The organism is Rhodococcus sp. 008, from assembly GCF_001682295.1.
GTDB classification, from domain to species: Bacteria; Actinomycetota; Actinomycetes; order Mycobacteriales; family Mycobacteriaceae; genus Rhodococcus_F; species Rhodococcus_F qingshengii.
Map to the genome: position 1 here is coordinate 668,897 of NZ_CP012749.1, position 14,995 is coordinate 683,891.

General features: G+C 62.8%; 14 protein-coding genes. 6 read left to right on the plus strand and 8 right to left on the minus strand.

The window, feature by feature from the left end; genetic code table 11:
- Positions 1 to 5 precede the first annotated feature (5 nt).
- Positions 6 to 593, minus strand: a complete 588-nt coding sequence (locus AOT96_RS03085) for a TetR/AcrR family transcriptional regulator (RefSeq protein ID WP_065351277.1) — start codon at positions 591 to 593, stop codon at positions 6 to 8.
- A gap of 76 nt (positions 594 to 669) precedes the next feature.
- Here AOT96_RS03085 and AOT96_RS03090 point away from each other — a divergent pair, with 76 nt between their 5' ends.
- Positions 670 to 1,047, plus strand: coding sequence for a DUF952 domain-containing protein (locus AOT96_RS03090; protein ID WP_030535385.1), 378 nt, complete (start codon positions 670 to 672; stop codon positions 1,045 to 1,047).
- Here AOT96_RS03090 and AOT96_RS03095 read toward each other — a convergent pair.
- Positions 1,044 to 2,039: a hypothetical protein gene (locus AOT96_RS03095; RefSeq protein ID WP_065351278.1), complete on the minus strand. Its 996-nt coding sequence runs from the start codon at positions 2,037 to 2,039 to the stop codon at positions 1,044 to 1,046. The two genes, AOT96_RS03090 and AOT96_RS03095, sit on opposite strands and share 4 nt — an antisense overlap.
- Before the next feature lie 89 nt (positions 2,040 to 2,128).
- Between AOT96_RS03095 and AOT96_RS03100 the strand changes: the two genes are divergently transcribed.
- The 3 genes from AOT96_RS03100 to AOT96_RS03110 are packed head-to-tail and all read left to right on the plus strand — an operon-like array spanning position 2,129 to position 4,789.
- Positions 2,129 to 2,704 (plus strand): TetR/AcrR family transcriptional regulator, encoded by a 576-nt coding sequence (locus AOT96_RS03100; protein ID WP_065352753.1) that lies wholly within the window; start codon positions 2,129 to 2,131, stop codon positions 2,702 to 2,704.
- Between the two features lie 40 nt (positions 2,705 to 2,744).
- Positions 2,745 to 3,449, plus strand: coding sequence for a response regulator transcription factor (locus AOT96_RS03105; RefSeq protein ID WP_003939853.1), 705 nt, complete (start codon positions 2,745 to 2,747; stop codon positions 3,447 to 3,449).
- Positions 3,446 to 4,789: a sensor histidine kinase gene (locus tag AOT96_RS03110; protein ID WP_003939972.1), complete on the plus strand. Its 1,344-nt coding sequence runs from the start codon at positions 3,446 to 3,448 to the stop codon at positions 4,787 to 4,789. Before AOT96_RS03105 ends, AOT96_RS03110 begins: the two co-directional genes overlap by 4 nt.
- Before the next feature lie 4 nt (positions 4,790 to 4,793).
- Here the strand turns inward: AOT96_RS03110 and AOT96_RS03115 are convergent, their stop codons facing one another.
- On the minus strand, positions 4,794 to 7,070 hold the full coding sequence (locus tag AOT96_RS03115; RefSeq protein WP_065351279.1) for a SulP family inorganic anion transporter: 2,277 nt from the start codon (positions 7,068 to 7,070) through the stop codon (positions 4,794 to 4,796).
- A 324-nt stretch (positions 7,071 to 7,394) separates the two neighbouring features.
- On the opposite strand from AOT96_RS03115, the gene mgrA reads away from it, so the two are divergent.
- Positions 7,395 to 8,426, plus strand: coding sequence for an L-glyceraldehyde 3-phosphate reductase (gene mgrA, locus AOT96_RS03120; protein WP_007733451.1), 1,032 nt, complete (start codon positions 7,395 to 7,397; stop codon positions 8,424 to 8,426).
- A 13-nt stretch (positions 8,427 to 8,439) separates the two neighbouring features.
- On the opposite strand, the gene ppk2 is transcribed toward mgrA, so the two are convergent.
- A complete protein-coding gene (gene ppk2, locus AOT96_RS03125; RefSeq protein WP_003940295.1) occupies positions 8,440 to 9,405 on the minus strand; it encodes a polyphosphate kinase 2 in 966 nt (321 codons plus the stop codon).
- A 210-nt stretch (positions 9,406 to 9,615) separates the two neighbouring features.
- Between ppk2 and AOT96_RS03130 the strand changes: the two genes are divergently transcribed.
- Positions 9,616 to 12,033 (plus strand): lysylphosphatidylglycerol synthase transmembrane domain-containing protein, encoded by a 2,418-nt coding sequence (locus tag AOT96_RS03130; protein WP_007733454.1) that lies wholly within the window; start codon positions 9,616 to 9,618, stop codon positions 12,031 to 12,033.
- 9 nt (positions 12,034 to 12,042) lie between these two features.
- Here the strand turns inward: AOT96_RS03130 and AOT96_RS03135 are convergent, their stop codons facing one another.
- The 4 genes from AOT96_RS03135 to AOT96_RS03150 all read right to left on the minus strand — a co-directional run bounded on the left by AOT96_RS03135 (position 12,043) and on the right by AOT96_RS03150 (position 14,914).
- Positions 12,043 to 12,333, minus strand: a complete 291-nt coding sequence (locus tag AOT96_RS03135; RefSeq protein ID WP_042451185.1) for a hypothetical protein — start codon at positions 12,331 to 12,333, stop codon at positions 12,043 to 12,045.
- An 11-nt stretch (positions 12,334 to 12,344) separates the two neighbouring features.
- A complete protein-coding gene (locus AOT96_RS03140) occupies positions 12,345 to 12,794 on the minus strand; it encodes a flavin reductase family protein (RefSeq protein ID WP_007733458.1) in 450 nt (149 codons plus the stop codon).
- Between the two features lie 49 nt (positions 12,795 to 12,843).
- Positions 12,844 to 14,010 (minus strand): LLM class flavin-dependent oxidoreductase, encoded by a 1,167-nt coding sequence (locus AOT96_RS03145; RefSeq protein ID WP_007733459.1) that lies wholly within the window; start codon positions 14,008 to 14,010, stop codon positions 12,844 to 12,846.
- Between the two features lie 94 nt (positions 14,011 to 14,104).
- The gene (locus tag AOT96_RS03150) at positions 14,105 to 14,914 is read right to left on the minus strand and encodes a helix-turn-helix transcriptional regulator (protein ID WP_007733461.1); all 810 of its coding nucleotides are present in this window, start codon (positions 14,912 to 14,914) and stop codon (positions 14,105 to 14,107) included.
- Positions 14,915 to 14,995 lie beyond the last annotated feature (81 nt).

Consider the following 14,995-nt stretch of genomic DNA (forward strand, 5'->3'; position numbering starts at 1 on the left):
CGAGCCTACCGATCAGATCTCAGAACGCATCCCACCGCGCGGGCCGCCAGTTGCGCCGCTCTTTCGGCTGTCGGTTCGGAGGTGAGCCCGAGCAGTCGCCGCCGGTGCTCCTCCCCGAGCAGCAAGGTGTACAACTGATCCGCGCACAGCGCAGCCTTCTGGCCGTGCTGATCGATCAAAATCTTCTCCAGAAAGGCAATCGACTTGGCCGGGCCGGATTTGTAGAACGCTGCGGCCAATTCAGGGAACTGCACGGCCTCGCCGATCATCATGCGGTGCAGCGCAATCGAGTTGTCGCTGTGCAGGGCGATGACGATGTCCACTGCAGCGGCGAGCAGGTCGGACTGGCCCTCGCCGGCATTGTCGACGTACGCGTGCTGACGCGCAACCGCAGCTGCAAAGACCGCAGACTTGTCGCCGAAGTAGCTGTACACGGTCCGCTTGGCGACGCCGGCCACCGTGGCAATGCCCTCGATGGTAGTTCGGGCGAACCCGACATCTCGAAACGAGTCGACAGCGACGTCGAGAATCTCGTTGCGTCGTTCGGCGCGTTCGGCGTCACTGGTTCTCCCACGTCTGCGCGGTTGCTCCATAAAGTCCCCTGTTACCGTGCCGGTAAATTAATGCTACGTTGACGTTTCATTAATTCGAATACTACAGGAGCACTGCATGACCGGACAACGACTCGTCCACGTCGCTATCGCCGACGACTGGGAAGCATGCAAGCGTTTCGGTGAGTACGAGGTCTCGACGCGCGGAATCAGTTACGACGAGGCAGGATTCATTCGCGCAACCACCCCGGACGCACTCACTTCGGTGCTCGATCTGGTGTTCGGCGACCTCACATTGCCGCTGGTCGTCGCCGTCATCGATCAGGACGCCCTGACCTCCGCGGGCATCGACGTCGAATGGGAGGCGGAAAAGCCCCGAATCCTCCGACCTCTACCGATGGACGAGGACACCGTGGTCGCCGAACTGGCCGTGGAACGCGTTGACGGGGTCTGGCCGATTCCCGACCTGACCCCGTACGCAAGCTGCGCCGGCTAGACCAGCGCAGCCTCCGGTTCGATAACCGGCGCCGACGCCTTCTTCCGTCCGGCAGCCACGCACAGCGCGATCCCGACGGCAATCCAGCACACCAGCACCAGAAGTGGCGTGGTGGCGCCATGGCCGTCGAAGAACGCCATCGAACGGACGGATGCTCCTGCGGCGCCAGGTGGGAGCAGCTGCCCCAATGCGCCCCAGCCTGCGGGCAACCACGCGGCAGTTGTCGCCATCCCCGAGAGTGGGTTTCCGATGAACATCATCGTGACGGCGCCCAACGCGAACCCCTTCATCCCGAGCAGGGATTCGAGCCCCAAAATGGGAAGCGAGATGGCCGACATGCCCATGGTGAGTGCGAGCGCGGTGAGCAGGTAGTTTCCGTCAAGACTGTTGGTGCCGAACTGCAGAATGGCAGTCAGTGCAAAACCCGCGACCACCGCGACGCCGGCAGCGCCCAACACTCGCTTGACGATGCTGCGCGGAAACAGTTGCACGAGAACAACAGCGGGCATGATTCCGCCGAACACCAAGGGCAAGGCCAATGCCGTGAGCCCAGCACCGGTCGGGTCGTCCGCCGTCAACGGCACAACGTCTTCGACGGGAACCTTTGCCCCCGAGGCCTCCGAGAGGCCGTTGGCCACCCCGGTCAGGGTCTGGGCGATCGGGGTTCCGCCTGCAGTCGCGATCAACACGTGAGGACCGTTGGCATCAACGGCGATTCCGCCGACCACGTTGCGATTCCGAATCGCGTCACGCAGGGCGTCGGCGTCGGCGAATTCTCGAGTATCGAAGGCGCCTTGCTTACTCGCCTCGAGCGAGGTGCTGATCTGTTCGGTTGCCGCAACTGGACCGGTGATGCCCAACTTCAGTTCGTGCGGGCCACTGTTGACCGAGGGCAGTACGAAGGCAAGCAGCATCAGCCCGATCACGGCGGACAAGCCCAACACCACAGCCACCAACTTCTTGCGGTCCTGTGCTTCAACTTCGGCGTTCATAACTACCCTCCCTAAGTGGAAGTTTTTCCTCCACTATTTGTGGAAGATATTCCTCCGGTTATGATGAACTGTCAATACCGGAGGTGGATGTGCGAGCCGATGCACGTGAACGCAGAAACGCAATAATCGACGCCGCACGAGCGGTGTTCACCGAACGCGGGCACGACGCGCCGCTCGATGCAGTCGCAGAACTCGCGAAAGTGGGCATCGCCACGCTGTATCGAAACTTTCCGACGCGCGAGGACCTCGTGACCGCCGTCGCCGTCGCAACACTGACCGATGTCCGCGAGGCTGCCGACATCGCACTCACGGCAATGTCCACCGATCCGGCAAACGCGTGGCACACGCTGGTGGACCGCCTCGTGGAACTGCGCCTGGGTGCGCTCATTCCTGCACTGGTGGAACGCAGTTTCACCGAGCTGGCGCCCGAAGTTCTGGCGGTGCGTGAGGTGACGAAAACGAAGATGACCGCGACGATCGGCGCCGCTCAGAGCGCCGGACTGGTTCGCGCCGATCTGCAACCGCTCGAATTCGTCATGGCTCTGGCCAAACTGACGCGCCCGCAAATCGAGTTGTCCGACGAGGCCATGCCGAACCTGGTCCCGCGGTTGGTCGCGGTGTTCATGGCCGGTCTGCGTCCGGACGGTACCGACTTGCCGGTCTGATCGGCGAAACCCGACGTATCAGGCAAGGCACAATGGGGCTGTGACCGAGATACCGAAAATCCTCGTAGTCGACGACGACGCAGACGTCCTGACCTCACTCGAACGCGGATTGCGGCTCTCGGGATTCACCGTACTGACGGCGGTGGACGGCGCCGACGCGCTCCGAGTGATCTCCGACAAACGACCGGACGCGGTAGTCCTCGACATCAACATGCCGGTGCTCGACGGCACCGGTGTGGTGACGGCGCTTCGTGCCGCCGGCAACGAAATCCCGATCTGCGTGCTCAGTGCGCGCAACTCGGTCGACGATCGCATCGCCGGGCTCGAATCCGGTGCAGACGACTACATGGTCAAACCGTTTGTTCTTGCCGAACTGGTTGCCCGGATCCGCGCAATGCTCCGTCGCAGCAACACTCCGGCCGGCGATCACTCCGAGGGTACGAATACCCTGCGGGTCGGAAACCTCGACATCGATCTCTCCGGTCGCCGGGTTCGTGTCGACGGCAAGGAAGTACCGCTCACCAAACGCGAATTCGAGCTACTCGAAGTGCTCGCACACAATTCAGGCATCGTGCTCACTCGCGAACGTCTCCTCGAACTGGTGTGGGGCTACGACTTCGTCGCCGACACGAACGTCGTGGACGTCTTCATCGGCTATCTGCGTCGAAAGTTCGAATCCGGTGGTTCACCTCGTCTGCTGCATACGGTTCGCGGCGTCGGGTTTGTGCTTCGGGAGAACCCGTGAAGCGTCGCCGCTTCTCACTACGAACTCGCGTTGCCGCGGCCGCGGCACTGGGGGCGACGTTCATCGTCATCGCTCTCGGTGTGGTCGTTGCACTGGCTATCGCACGAAACAATTTGGCGCAGTTGGACCGTCGATTGGAGACGGCATCGACGGTCATCGTGGCCAATGCGGCTACAGCGGGACCTTTTCTCGGCGCGTTCGGAGACGGCGGCGCCTTTTCCGTGACCATCCGCTCCGACACCGACGGAACCGTCAAATCCAGTACCCCGACGCGACTGCCCGAACTACCGGTCGGCTCGGCGACCGTCGACGTGGACGGTACGAAGTACCGGGCATATACCGCCGAGGCCGACGGGATCAATGCCCTTGTCTCGCTGGCGGTTCCCTATGCCGAAGCGCGAGACATCACAGTCGACCAACAGCGACAGGTTGCGTTCTTCGGCGTCGGGGCCGTAGCGGCCGCAGCTGCGTTGGGATGGTTGTTCGGTGGCCCGGCGGTGCGCCCCCTCGTGGAGTTGACCCGCCGGATCGCCAGGCGCGATCCCGATCTCGCCACCGAGGTTTCCGGAATCCGTGAAGCGGACGAGCTTGCCGCAGCAGCAGAATCGATGCTCAGCGACGTCGCTCGAGCGCAAGCCGCAACCAACTCCGCCCTTGCCGCCGCCCGAGATTTTGCGTCCGCCTCGGCTCACGAACTCCGAACTCCGTTGACAGCAATGCGAACCGACATCGAAGTGTTGTCCATTCACGACCTCGATCACGAACAAAGACGCGAGATCCTCACAGATCTGGCCCGCGCGCAGGGCCGCGTCGAGTCAACTCTGAGAGACCTCGAGCGCCTGGCGAAGGGTGAACTCTCGACGGCCGAGGATTTCAAGGACACCGATTTGACCGAGGTCTGCGACATCGCTGCCGACGACGCACGCCGACATCATCCTGGGCTCGACGTCGGCGTCGTCACGGTGGATTCCCCACTCCCCTATTGCATCCGGGCCCTTCCCGGCGGAATCCGGTTGATCCTCGACAACGCGATCACCAATGCAGTCCGCCACGGCGGCGCGAGCGCGGTGCGCATCACCCTCGCTCGCCCGGCCGATTCACCGGACACCGTCACGATCACGATCGACGACAACGGTTGCGGAATACCGGCCGAGGAACGCTCGAGCGTGTTCGAGCGCTTCACTCGCGGATCGACGGCAGGCAAGACAGGCTCCGGTTTGGGCCTGGCGCTGGTGGCGCAGCAGGCGGCCCTGCACGGCGGACGGACGACATTTCACGACAGTCCACTCGGCGGGGCTCGCCTGCTGGTCGAACTCAGGGATCAGCCCGGACCCGAATAGCCCTTCAGGTCTCGATCAACTGGCCGATCCCCGACGCTGTCACTTCGATGACCCGAGCCGAGCCGATGTCGAAGAACAGTCCGGCGATACGCAGGCGACCATCCACACGGGCCTGACCGACGAGAGGATGGCGTTCGAGAGTCTGCAATTGGACTGCGACATTGACCATTCCGAGCTGATCGACCTCCGAGAAACCTGCCTCGGCCGCAGCACGCGCGACCGGATGGCCACTCGTATAGGCCTGCAAGCTCGTCTCCGCATGCCGCAGCCATTCACCGACGACTCCCGATTCCGACGGACCGTTGGTCAGGAGTGCTTGCATCGCGCCGCAGCCCGAATGTCCGCACACGACCACCGAACTGACACCCAACTCGTCGATCCCGAAGGCCAGCGCCGCTTCCACCGACGTATCGCGGCCGCCGGCAGGAACCAGGTTTCCGACATTGCGCACGGTGAACAGGTCACCGGGGCCACTGCTCGTGATGATGTTCGGCACCACTCGCGAATCTGCGCAGGTAAGGAAAAGGGAGTCGGGGTTCTGCCCGTCGCGCAACTGATCCATGTGCGGCCGTATCGCTTCGGCGCGATGGCGATGATAGTTGGACACCCCGTCGAGAATGGGCCGCAAGGCCGGCGGGCTGCTCAGATTCCTCCCCGAAGCCTGTGGTTGCCAACTGCCCCACGGCGCGAGCAAGCCGCGCAGGTCGGTGACTGCGGCGCCGCGCTTCGGCGGACCGGTGGTCGCGCTCTCCATACTCACCGAGCCGACTTCGTCGATGACCACCGAACCACCTGCCAACTCGTACTGCCTCGCCCACTCTTCGATGACGTCGAAGACGGCATGGTCGAGGAAATCGACAGACAGCTCGACGGTGACGTCCGACCGCGGTGGGAGTCCGGCGAGCACCGACGTCAGCTTGGGCAGCACCAGGAAGGTGCACGAGCCTTCGACCAGGATGCGCCACTTCCCGGAATCGTTGTCGCCCAACTCTTCTGCGGTGACAGTTGCGCGGATGACACGCCACACCAGGAGGGCGATGGCCAGCGCCAACCCGATCAGGACGCCCTCGAGCAGATTCAAGAACACGACGCCGACCACCGTGATGCCGTACACCCACAGATCACCGGTCCGTCGCGCCAACCGAATGTGCGCCAGCTTGACCAGTTGAATACCGATGACAATCAACAGTCCGGCCAGTGCAGACTTCGGAATCTGCTGGACCAACCCGGCGAGCGCAGCCGAGAACAGCAGAATCCACAGGCCGTGCATGATCGACGACGCGCGGGACTTCGCCCCGGCCTCGACATTGGTCGCACTGCGCACGATCACCCCGGTGACCGGAAGGCCGCCGATGGCCCCGGACACCATGTTCGCGGTGCCCTGGCCGAGCATCTCGCGATCGAAGTTCGACCGCGGGCCCGAGTGCATCTTGTCCACGGCCACGGCCGAGAGCAGACTCTCCACACTGGCGATCAGGGCGATGGTGAGGATGCCGGTTGCGACGCCGAGCCACTGGCCGTCGGGCAGAGCGGGGAGTCCGATCGAGTCCAGCAAAGATCCGTCGAGAGCAATACGCTCGACGTCGATCGGCAGCGCCAGCGAAGCGAGAGTTGCCAATACGATGCCCACCAACGCCGCCGGAACCTTGCGGACACCGGCAGGGAGATAGCGCCACCCGAGAAGGGTGGCGATGACAACGAGTCCGATCATCAGGTCCTCGACATGCAAGGCACCGATCTGTGCGGGCAACTGCCGTAGATTGTCCAGCGCCGAGCTGGCCGAGCTTCCACCCAACAACACGTGAACCTGTTGTAGCGCAATGGTGATGCCGATACCGGCGAGCATCGCATGCACCACCACTGGAGCAATAGCCAGCGCCGCACGGGCAATTCGGCTGAGCCCGAACACGATCTGCAGAATTCCGGCGCCGACGGTGATCAGGCAGGTGACTTTCCACCCGAACTTGCCGATCAGTTCGGCGACCACCACGGTCAGGCCGGCTGCGGGACCACTGACTTGCAGCGGTGAACCTCCCACAGCTCCGGCCACCACTCCGCCGACGATTGCGGCGATCAGACCTGCCATGATCGGCGCCCCGGAGGCGATCGCAATTCCCAATGACAGGGGAAGCGCCACCAGGAATACGACCAGCGACGCCGGCACGTCGTATCTGATCAGTTGCTCGAGATATCGCCGGCTTCCACCACCCGGCGGAGACGAATCCCCCACGACGCTCTCGTCTGCGGATGATTGTGCGTGCACTACGGACTGCGTCGACATAGATCTCCTCGCCGGACCCCGGATCCGGCTGCTGGGCAACATGTTCGAAGCGAATCGGCGATCGGTATCGCCGATCGACTGTGACCATGGTAACCGCGATTCCTTACCGTTCCCTTAGATGCGAGCCCAGACGTGGTCGACGTCACCGCCGCCCGGCACTGTGACTCGAACCTGAACATCGGTCCAAAAGATCGATCGAATTGCTTTAAACCGCAAGCATTTTGACTGACACACCTCCAGCGGCCGGCACACCTGAGCGCCGTCGGCGATAATGGTCGGGAGTGAACGCTCAACCGCAGACACAACGATGTGAAGGCAGGCACCATGTCCGATCAGTACGTCGCCGCGCAGGACCGCTACGAAGCCATGCCGTACCGCCGAACCGGTCGGAGCGGTCTCAAACTCCCGGCCATCTCGCTGGGCCTCTGGCACAACTTCGGCGACGACGTACCGATCGAGAACCAGCGCGCAGTTCTGCGGCGGGCATTCGATCTCGGAATCACCCACTTCGATCTTGCGAACAACTACGGACCCCCGTACGGAAGCGCCGAGACGAACTTCGGCAGGATCCTGCGTGAGGATTTCTCTTCGTACCGCGAGGAATTGGTCATCTCGTCCAAAGCCGGCTGGGACATGTGGCCCGGCCCCTACGGATTCGGTGGTTCCCGAAAGTATTTGCTGTCGTCCCTCGATCAGTCGCTCGGACGACTCGGCGTCGACTATGTCGACATCTTCTACAGCCATCGCCCTGACGCCGAAACTCCGATCGACGAGACCGCAGGCGCCCTGATCAGCGCTGTCCAGCAGGGCAAGGCCCTGTACGCGGGTATCAGTTCGTACTCGCCGGAGCGCACCCGTGAAATCGCCGCACTGCTCGCCGCTGCGGGGGTTCCGCTCTTGATCCACCAGCCGAGCTATTCGATGCTGAACCGCTGGATAGAGCAGGACTTGCTGTCGGCTGTCGACGATCTCGGCGTCGGCGTCATCGCGTTCTCACCACTCGCTCAAGGCATGCTCACCGATCGCTATCTGAACGGCGTCCCCGAGGATTCCCGTGCAGCTCAAGGTAAGTCACTGGATCCGTCGTGGTTGACCGACGACGCTCTCACCCACATCCGCGCGCTCAACGACATCGCGGCAGACCGCGGCCAGTCGCTGGCTCAGCTGGCACTGAGCTGGGCACTCCGCGATTCGCGGGTCACCTCGGTACTGATCGGTGCGTCCAGTGTCGCCCAACTCGAAGCCAACGTCGGCGCGCTCGACAATCTCGAATTCAGCGCAGCCGAACTGGCCTCCATAGATCAGCACGCCAAGGACAGCGGCATCAATCTGTGGGCAGAGGCCAGTTCGATCTGAGCGATCACCTGCGCTAGAGCTGAGGCAACTCCACGTTCACGTGCTCGCCCTCTTCGAATACCGCCGACGCCGGCCCGACGATCAAGGGATCCGGAGTACCGACAGCCCGGTGATCCTTGTTGGGATAGTCGAAGCTGGCGAGCACGTGACGCATCGCCTCGAGGCGAGCGCGCTTCTTGTCGTTGCTCTTGATCACCGTCCAGGGCGCATCCCCGGTATCGGTGTAGAAGAACATGGCTTCCTTGGCCTGGGTGTAGTCGTCCCACTTGTCGAGCGAAGCCAGATCGGTCGGTGAGAGCTTCCACTGACGCACCGGGTCCGTTCGGCGGGCCGCGAACCGCGCCAACTGCTCTTCGCGGCTGACCGAGAACCACAGCTTGTGCAGATGAATCCCGGAGTTGACGAGCATCCGCTCGAAGTCCGGGGTCTCTCTCATGAACTCGAGATACTGCGTCGGCGTGCAGTAACCCATCACTCGTTCGACGCCGGCGCGGTTGTACCAGGACCGGTCCATCATCACTATCTCGCCGCCGCTGGGTAGGTGTGCGACATAGCGTTGGAAATACCACTGCGTCCGCTCGATGTCGGTGGGCTTCTCGAGCGCGACCACGCGGGCTCCACGGGGATTGAGATGCTCGGTGAATCTCTTGATCGACCCGCCCTTACCGGCAGCATCGCGACCTTCGAAGATGATGAGCACCTTCTGACCGGTTTCCTTGACCCACAACTGCAGCTTGAGCAGCTCGATCTGCAGACGCCGCTTCTTCCGCTCGTACTCGCGGCGCGACATCTTCTTCTCGTAGGGGTAACCCTGCTTCCAGGCATCCGCGAACTCCGAAGGCTCCAGCACGCCGAGCTTGTGCTTGAGACTCGACAGCTCGTCGATCTCGGCCGCGTAATCCTCGGTGACGGAAATTCTGGTCGACGGGGTCGGCAGGTCAGGAACCCGACCGTCCACACCGCTGGCGTCGGGGCTCATGAATACGCACTCCCTGTCGTCGAAATGAACGAACGTCCGGAAAGTGAATTTTACGCGCCGAAGCCCGCTCCCGCGGGTCCGAAGAGAATGTTGCTTGGCATCGAGGAGGTAACGACAGGTCCGGCTTCCCAGTCGCCGAACCCTCACGCGGTACCTTGATCGAGGTAACTGAGACGGTCGGTAACCCCGAGAGAAGAGAGTTCTGGCGAGATGCGAGTAGACGGACGGGAGATCCCGGTAACGGGAAGCCTCCTGCCACCACTGCACCGCCGTACGAGCGACATCATGCGGGTTGCGATCGCTGCTGTGCTGCTCGGCGGCGTGATCGCGGGATCTCTGATCACTCGAAGTCAGTGGGACGCGCTCGAAACGTCGGTGTCCAACATCGTCGGTGTTCTGTCGCCGAGCCTGTCAGACACTGTGTACCTGCTCTACGGCATCGCAATTCTGGCGCTACCGTTCGCCATCCTGATCGGCCTGATCGTCGGGCGCCGGTGGAAGTTGCTGGCCGGATACGCCGCCGCCGGCCTGTGCGCCGGTGTCGCGCTGTCCTTCACCGGAACAGGCCTGGCGGCACCGAAATGGCACCTCGACGTGCCGGACCGACTCGACGCCACCTTCCTGTCGCAATTCCTCGACGATCCGCGATGGATCGCGATGCTCGCGGCGGTGCTCACCGTCTCGGGCCCGTGGCTTCCGAAGAAGTGGCGACGAGCCTGGTGGACGCTGCTTCTGCTCTTCGCTCCCATCCATCTGATCGTCAGCTCGATCGTTCCCGCACGATCGATGCTGGGTCTCGCCGTCGGTTACCTGATCGGCGCGGTGATCGTTCTCGCCGTCGGCACCCCTGCCCTCGAAGTGCCGTTGGACTCGGCAGTACGCGTACTTGCGCGGCGCGGTTACCGCGTCACCGCGTTCCGCGTCGTGAGTCCCTCGGGAATCGGGCCTCTTGTCATGTCCGCAGCCATCGACCAAGCACCGGACGACGAACCTTTCGACGAACTCGTCGTCGAGTTGTACGGACAGAACCAGCGAAGCAGCGGAGCAATTCGACAGACGTTCCGTTGGATCTCTTTCCGTAACCGTGAAACTCCGCCGCCCTACGGATCGCTTCGTCGCGCCGTCGAACACCGAGCGCTCATGGGTATCGCTTTCGCCGACATCGGTCTGGCCAGTTCCAAGGCCGTCGCAATCTCGGTACTCGATCGCGGGTGGGAGATGTACGCGCGCCCGAGTCCTCGTGGCATCCCCCTTGCCGTCGCCGTCGAGAACCAGGCGGGCGAGGAAGAATCCACCAAACTGATCGACGCGCTGTGGCAAACACTGCATACCGCTCACGTGCACCAGATGGCGCACGGCGACCTGCGCGCTTCCGAGATTCGTGTCGAAGGCGGAACCATCCTCTTCGGCGGGTACGCGTACTCCGAATTCGGCGCCACCGAAGTTCAGATGCAGTCCGACAACGCACAACTTCTCTTCGCCACCGCATCATTGTTCGGGGTCGATGCAGCGGTGGACGCCGCGATTCGAGCGCAAGGCGCAGACACGATTCTCGCCGCCTCCGGCCGATTGACCACCGCTGCATTGCCCAACCGAATTCGGCGGACGGTCACGGATTCCGCGAAACTGATGACCGAGATCCGAGACGAGGTCGGTGCCAAGAACGGGATCGAAAAGGTCGCTCCCGCACAGGTCACCCGATTCAGTCGCAACCAGCTGATCCAGCTCGTTCTGCTCATCGGTCTGGTCTACGTCGCCTACCCCTTCATCAGCCAGGTCCCCGCGTTCATCACCGAACTGAAGACGGCCAACTGGTGGTGGGCACTGCTCGGCCTCGGCGTCTCCGCACTGACGTACGTCGGCGCGGCAGCGGCCCTGTGGGCCTGTGCGTCGTCGATGGTCAGTTACCGCAACCTCTTGATCATGCAGGTGGCCAACACCTTTGCGGCGACGACAACTCCGGCCGGAGTCGGCGGGCTCGCGCTGAGCGTGCGGTTCCTGCAGAAGGGTGGGCTCGGTACCGTCCGCGCAACGGCCGCAGTCGCGCTGCAACAGACGGTCCAGGTGGTCACCCACGTCGGCTTGCTGATCTTCTTCTCGATCGTCGCCGGACGTGATACGAACCTCTCGCACTTCATCCCGGGATCCACTGTTCTGTACCTGGCGGGCGGCGTCGCGCTCGGAGTTCTCGGTGCATTCATGTTCATCCCGAAACTCCGTGGGTGGCTGCGCGACGATCTGCGTCCTCAGATCACCGAGGTGTTGGGTGAACTGAGCCAACTCGCGCGAAATCCCACGCGCTTCCTCATCATCGTGGGCGGCAGCGCCGCAACAACTCTGGGTGCCGCCCTGGCTCTGTGGGCGAGCGTCGAAGCATTCGGCGGCGGAACGACGTTCATCACCGTCACCATCGTGACGATGATCGGTGGGACGCTCGCCTCGGCGGCTCCGACACCGGGTGGCGTCGGAGCCGTCGAGGCCGCCCTCATCGGTGGTCTGTCCGCATTCGGACTGCCGGCAAGTATCGCGGTCCCGTCGGTCCTGCTCTACCGAGTGCTGACCTGCTGGCTCCCGGTGTTCTGCGGTTGGCCGACACTGCGGTGGCTGCAGAAGAACGACATGGTCTGAGCCGTTCCGCTACTTTTGGCGAACGACGTGAGCCTGCAGTGCTTCGCCGTCCTCGTCCACCCAGCCTTTGCTCTGGGCGTAGTCGACCATCGCGGCAACACCTTCGACGTCCGTGGTGCTCTCGCGAACGCGGGCTACCGAGATGAATGCACTACCACCGCTGACGTATCCGTAATCCTGAAGGCGCAAGAGTTCGTCCAGTTCGGCTTCGGAGATGTCGGCACTCACCTCGACGTGAAAGGCCTTCAGGTTGTCCACATCGTGGATGCTGACGCGGCCGTCGTCCACCAGTACATACATGGCTCTCCTTCCTAGAGCACTGACGTCGGTGCGTGCGTACCGAATACACGCCGGTGGTAGGTCAGTGGATTCGACTCGCGGTGCTCGACCTCGTCCACCGATCCTGTCACGATCTTGTGATCACCACCGTCCACGACGGCATCAACGGTGCACGCGATCCAGATGGATACGTCCGGCAGTCTCGGAACACCGAGATGCTCCGCCCACTCGACACCGTCGAACTTCGCACGGCCCTTCCTCGCAAAGGCAACCGCCAGTGAGCTTTGCGCGGTCCCGAGGACATTGATCGCGAACCTCCGCGTTCCTTCGATGAGGCCGAGAACTTCCGACTGTCGATCCAGAGCCACCGCGGTCATCGGCGGGTCCATCGACAACGACATGAATGCGCTGACCGTCGTGCCGTGCGGCCGGTCGCCGTCCATTGCCGTGACGACGGCGACCGGTGAGCACACGTGCGCCATGGCTTCTCGAAAACGCAACGCCCGGTTGCCCTGTGGGACATTCACGATGTCAGCCCTTGTCTGCCAACTCTTGTGCGTACTTCTTCGTCATGTGGTCGACGGCGTCGAGTTGCGCCTTTGCATGCCCTTCCCTGACAGCGCGCGCGTGAGCTGCCGCGTCGAGCGTCGCCTGCGCCTGCCCTTGGAAGTGCGGAAAGACCTCCTGCGCGAACAACTCTGCCGAACGTCGGGTGTCCTGCGGGTTCGCCCAATCGTGACCCATCTGCAGCATGCAGCCGAAACCACCGGACTGGTCCCACAGCCGTTGTACCTGACGTCTGGCCTGCTCCGGTGTGCCGATGACACCGATCCCGGCCTCGTTGATGAAGTCGATCATCTCGCTCAGACGCGCACCGGAGACCGCCATCTGAGGGAAGGCCGCGACGTGCTGGAAATAGTCGAACCACTCCTCGATGCCGTACTCGACCTGCTTGCGTGCTTCCGCCTCGGTTTCGGCGATGTGGAAAGGTCCGGCAAGAGACCACTGCCGACGATCCACCGTCGTCCCGTTGACCTCAGCGCGTTCCTCCATCACATTCCAGTGGTGCGCCAAGGCGTCGAAACCGTCGGCGGACAAGGTTGCTCCGATGGAGAGCAGACCGAGACCGTGCGTACCGGCCAGGCGAGGTCCTGTCGGGGAGGCCACTGCGGCCACGGTGATTTCGATGCCGTTCTCCGAGTACGGAGCGAGCTGCAGCTTGGCGTCGTACAGCTCGTGGGTTCGTGTCTTCGCGGAAACCGTCTCGCCACGAAGAAGGCGCACGACGATGTCGAGGTTCTCCTGCAACAACTCTCGGGTGTCCGTCGGGTTCAGACCGATCATCGCCGAGTCGGTGGGCAACGAACCGGGCCCGACTCCGAAGATGGTGCGCCCCTGAGTCAGGTGATCCAACTGCATGATTCGATCCGCTGCCCACAGCGGGTTGTGATACGACAACGACGTGACACCCGTGCCGAAACGAATCCGAGGTGCGCGCTGCGAGGCTGCAGCGATCATGATTTCCGGCGACGCGATGATCTCGCTTCCGGCAGAGTGATGCTCACCGAACCACGCCTCGTCGTAGCCCAACCGGTCGAGGTACTCGACCAGTTCGAGATCACGCTGCAGTGCGGCGGTGGGATTGCGTCCGGGGACGTGGAACGGTGCCATGAAATACCCGAAACGAAGCCTACTCATGAGTTCTCCTAGTGCTGTGGGCCAACTCCTGGCCGTGCACCGAAAACGCTATCCGTGCCGTGACCGCGGTCACAGTGCACGAAAGTGGACAATCTCAAGCGCGTTGATCGGCAAGTTTCTGCGCGTAGACCAACTTCACGAACTCGGCACGGTTGCGAACGCGCAGAAGAGCAAGGATGCGGCTTACATACTTCTTCACCGTGTCCGGACTCAGCGACAGGATCACCGCGATCTCGTCGTTGGTATGGCCGTCCGCCAACAACTCCGCGAGATCGATCTGCCGGGGCGTCAGCTTCTCTCGCCATCCCGGCTCGCGTTGCCCGGGCAGCGTCTGACACAACAGCGACAATTGCTTGCCCAGAATGCCCAAGCCCACGATGTCGCGCCCCGACAGATCCTTGCCTTCTGAATCGAAAATCCCCACCAGACCGTGACCGCCGTGGGCCAACTGGAGATGCATCACCGACGCGCTGTGAAGGCGTTTGCGATAGAGGAAATCTCGCAGGTACGTCGCCGACTGTGAAGGGACGTCGGCCAACTGAGTGTGCGTGATGGCGGGAGATGCCAACAGCGTTGCCCGCGATTGCGCTGTCGCAAAAACGTCGTCGAGGTACCAGTGCGCTTGGTACTCGTCGAGGATCGGCGTGATCCGCCCGGTCGTCACCGGATCCGGGTCGGCGAAAGCCGTCGTGAAGGTCGGGCCGGCAAGGAAGGTGGTGTTGGGACAGCGGTAGTGATCATGGAGCGCGACCATGAGGAGATCCTTGAGCTGATCGAGCGTTCTCGCGGCCGAGCAGTAGTCGAAGACAGCGAAGACACGGTCGTAGTCCGCAGCGGACAGAGCGACGTCACCGCTACCGTGCACGTCGACCACCTCACCCGAACTATGATCCAGATCACTCATCGGACAGCATATGCATTACTTCGAGAGAACGGACAACTTCGCCGCCTACCAGCACTGTTGATGCCGATAGCCGATACTGAG